Origin of the sequence: Actinoallomurus acaciae, from assembly GCF_042429965.1 — a bacterium.
Taxonomy (GTDB): Bacteria; Actinomycetota; Actinomycetes; order Streptosporangiales; family Streptosporangiaceae; genus Actinoallomurus; species Actinoallomurus acaciae.
In genome coordinates, this window is sequence record NZ_JBHLZP010000724.1 from 1 (window position 1) to 3259 (window position 3259).

The 3259-nt window shown below is 67.2% G+C and carries 4 protein-coding genes; 3 read left to right on the forward strand and 1 reads right to left on the reverse strand.

Annotated features, from left to right (window positions below):
• The first annotated feature begins 215 nt into the window (after window positions 1–215).
• The 3 genes from ACFFNX_RS45760 (at window position 216) to ACFFNX_RS45770 (ending at window position 1527) form a co-directional block, all read left to right on the forward strand.
• Window positions 216–497 (forward strand): hypothetical protein, encoded by a 282-nt coding sequence (locus ACFFNX_RS45760; protein ID WP_378212600.1) that lies wholly within the window; start codon window positions 216–218, stop codon window positions 495–497.
• Window positions 498–1086: 589 nt separating this feature from the next.
• A complete protein-coding gene (locus tag ACFFNX_RS45765; protein WP_378212601.1) occupies window positions 1087–1284 on the forward strand; it encodes a hypothetical protein in 198 nt (65 codons plus the stop codon).
• An 84-nt stretch (window positions 1285–1368) separates the two neighbouring features.
• The gene (locus ACFFNX_RS45770; protein WP_378212602.1) at window positions 1369–1527 is read left to right on the forward strand and encodes a hypothetical protein; all 159 of its coding nucleotides are present in this window, start codon (window positions 1369–1371) and stop codon (window positions 1525–1527) included.
• A 1348-nt stretch (window positions 1528–2875) separates the two neighbouring features.
• On the opposite strand, the gene ACFFNX_RS45775 is transcribed toward ACFFNX_RS45770, so the two are convergent.
• Window positions 2876–3178: a hypothetical protein gene (locus tag ACFFNX_RS45775; protein WP_378212603.1), complete on the reverse strand. Its 303-nt coding sequence runs from the start codon at window positions 3176–3178 to the stop codon at window positions 2876–2878.
• Between the last annotated feature and the right edge of the window lie 81 nt (window positions 3179–3259).

Consider the following 3259-nt stretch of genomic DNA (forward strand, 5'->3'; position numbering starts at 1 on the left):
ATCGTGCCGGTCTTCTCACCGGTCTGCTCACGTAGTTCAAAGACCAGCCGGACCGCGCGTTCACGCAGCTCCAAGGAGTACTTCCTCGGGGGTGCCATAGCCCCTCACCCTTCCAGGTATCAGGCCCTCCACCCAACCCGGGGCGCTCCAACGGCTCCTCCCACCGCGGCCAAGCCGCGATCGACCGCCTGGCGGCCCGCTACCCCAACGCGGTCATGGTCCACACACCCGTGCACGCCTCCTGGCTGAACCAGGTGGAGATCTTCTTCTCCATCGTGCAGCGCAAGGTCGTCTCGCCCAACGACTTCACCGGCCTTGACCAGGTGCAAGACCGGCTGGCCGCCCTCGAGCACCGCTACAACCAGACCACCCGGCCCTTCCAATGGAAGTTCACCACAGCCGACCTCGATGACCTACTGACCCGGATCAAACGACGCGAACAGAAAGAACCCGACCCCCGACACGAACATCAACCCGTTCTGCCAACCGCAGCCTAAACACCCCCGAAGGATTTACGGCGCGGACCACTAAGGCGTGGCCCCAGAGTTTGGCTTACCAGGTCAGTGTTGTGCGGTGGCGGCGTTGCTTGGCGAGTTGCGGGCTGGCGGGTAGCTGCGGATTGAGTGAGCTGTAGGTGAGCCCGTCGGGCTTGACGTGGGCCGGCCAGACTCCGGGGCGGCGTGGATGAGACCGATTTGGGAGCCACGCAAGTTGACCGATCCGCTGATGGGCGCGGCGTCACCCAGCCAAAGCTCGCCGATCGTGCAACTGCTGGCGCGCAACGCGACGCCGCGAGGGTTGAACAGACGCGCCTCGCCGAGGTTGACCTGTCCGGAGATCTTGGCTGCGCGCACCAGTCCGATCGTTACGGAGCAAGAGTGAACTTCGCGATGAGATGCCGGACTCGACCTTTGAGCCCCATTCCGGCCATTCTCGCGTGTGGCGTTATCGGCCAGCGCACGCGAGAATAGGCGCTTCCGGCTACTGCTGCTCCGGTGGTGGAAAGGACCGTTCGTGACCGGCCAGCCTCCTGCAGGGTGGTATTGCGATCCGCACGGGCGAGCCTCGGAGCGGTACGCGGGCGGGGTGTCAGTGACACGCGACGAGGCGATCATCGGCCCGAGGGACCGCGTGCCAAGTGTGCTGGCCCTGGTCGCGCTCATTCCGGGGCTGGCGGGCGCGCTGACGATCGTGACGCCGGTCGCGTACGGGCTGGATCTGCTCTGGTCGGCGTGGGGAGCGCCGTTCGTCGCCTGGGCTGCGGGGGCGGCGGGAGAGCAGTGAGTCATGGTCGGTGATGACAAGCGTGCGCTCTAGATCTACGACAATTTCATCGCGTCAGCCTCGGTGGAGGATGCCCAATGGGCGATGGCCGAGAAGATTGAGGTGCTGGAACGTCTTGGCCGGGATGACGAGGCACGCATGCTGATGGTGCGGTTGAAGGCGTCGCCGGTCGATCGCGGAGCGGCGGACATCGTGGGTGAATATCTGGGAAGCCCGGGTCGTCTGGACGAGGCGCTCACCTGATTCAACATCGCCTGCCGCGGCTTCCTCCTTGATGAGGACGGTGAGCTCGAAGCCGGCTTTGGGCCGCCGACCGAACTGGTCGGGCGGGCGCGAGAGTGAAGGGCGCTGGGCCTGCTGCCGGATGACCTGGACGAGCGTCTCACCGAACTACAGGCTGAACTGACGCTGGATCCGGCCGAAGCGTTCAACGACGCCACGCGCGATGTGAAGGGGCCTGCGAACCTGGGGTCGTTCTTCGTCCGCGCCGACGTTCAGCGGGCCTTCGCCGAGGGACTGGTGCACGTCGAGGACGACGACGTTGCCTCCTAGTTCCGCCGTGTGGAACGGGGATGACGTGAAGCCGGCCTCACCGGTATGGCGATACTGCGCTGAGGCGGCTTTCGGTGCGGGAGGGATAGCCGTCGGTGCTGGGCTTGTCCGGTGGGGGTGGCGAAGGGCGGTCGGATTTCTCTTCGACGGTCTCGGCGTTCGCGTCGGAATCGTCTGTGGTGTGGTCAACGCCCATCGGCGGTCCCCCCGGCGGCCCGTTTCAGCGGTTTGGTGGGGGCTCGGTCGGGGCGCGTACCGTGGCGATCGCGCTCATCGGTCTTCGGCTCCACCGAACAGCGGTGGTGGGTCCGAGCGGCCGTCGTCTTCTGGATTGCGGTGAGGTGCGTCAGGAATCCGTGGTCGCTGCGGCCTGCCTGAGGACCCTGAGATATGGGGCCAGACCTGGCCAGGTCTCCACTCCTGGGACTGAGGTGCGGGTGCGGGTCGGGGGCGGACTGGTAGCCGGGCGGTGGTGCGGGTGTGTGCGGAAGCTGTGTATGTGGGGGTTCGACGGGCGGCTGTCTGACCCACGGCGGTGGTGGCGGGATCGCGGCCTGCCCGGGCGGGGCGGCGTGACGGCGGGTCGGGGAGCGGTGTGGTGGCGACGCGGTCGAGGGTGACGATGGCCGGGTTGCACTCGACCGAGGTGATGTTTTGGCTGCCTTCGGGGCGGGTTTCGACCAGCAGGAGGGCATGGTCGGGCAAATGTTGCAGGGCGACGGGTTCGACCGCGTACTCGTACACCCGTTGGGCGGTGTCGGCGTCGCTCCAGTTTGTGCCGACCGCGTAGGAATAGGCGCTGGACCAGTTACGGGACAGCGAGCGGCTCTCGTTGTGGGCGTTGGTTTCGCTCGTGCCGCCGCCGCGCGTACGGGAGTCGCCGGTGTTGGTGGAGCGGTCGCCGAACGGGCCGCCGCCAGACCGGGTGGCGCCGGACGAGCGGGTCGTGCCCCAGTTGGTCGACGTGCCGATCGACGTGGACAGGCTGATCGTGTCGGAGTCTCCTGTGCCGACGGTGTCGGAGTCGGTGTGGGATTCGTTACCGCCGACGTTCCTGGTGATCTGGGATAGTACGAACTTTGTAGTCGCGACCGATGAAGTCGGCCGCGTGGGCAGCGTCCTGGTGGTTCCCAAGGCGCATGAACGCGACCGCGCCGCCGCCGATCATCTCCTCTCCGGTCTCCCGCAGGCGCCGGTACAGCAGGGTCAGGGGGACGTCGCGGCGTTCGCAGGCGTCCGAGAGGCGTTCGAGGTGACGGCGGGCCAGTTCGTCGGCGCCGGCCACCACCACGGACGGGCGGGGATCGGCCGAGGCGGCGAGACGGTGGGTGACCCACTGCACGGCCGCTGGGGCGGGTGCTGGACCGTAACCGTGCGGACGTCGGGGTGTTGTCGGTGCCGCTGGAGAGCTTGAACCGGCACA

Excerpts from the sequence above, each read along its gene's own strand:
- ACFFNX_RS45760 (WP_378212600.1), top strand. The coding sequence starts at position 216 with ATGGTCCACACACCCGTGCACGCCTCCTGGCTGAACCAGGTGGAGATC.
- ACFFNX_RS45770 (WP_378212602.1), top strand. The coding sequence starts at position 1,369 with ATGGCCGAGAAGATTGAGGTGCTGGAACGTCTTGGCCGGGATGACGAG.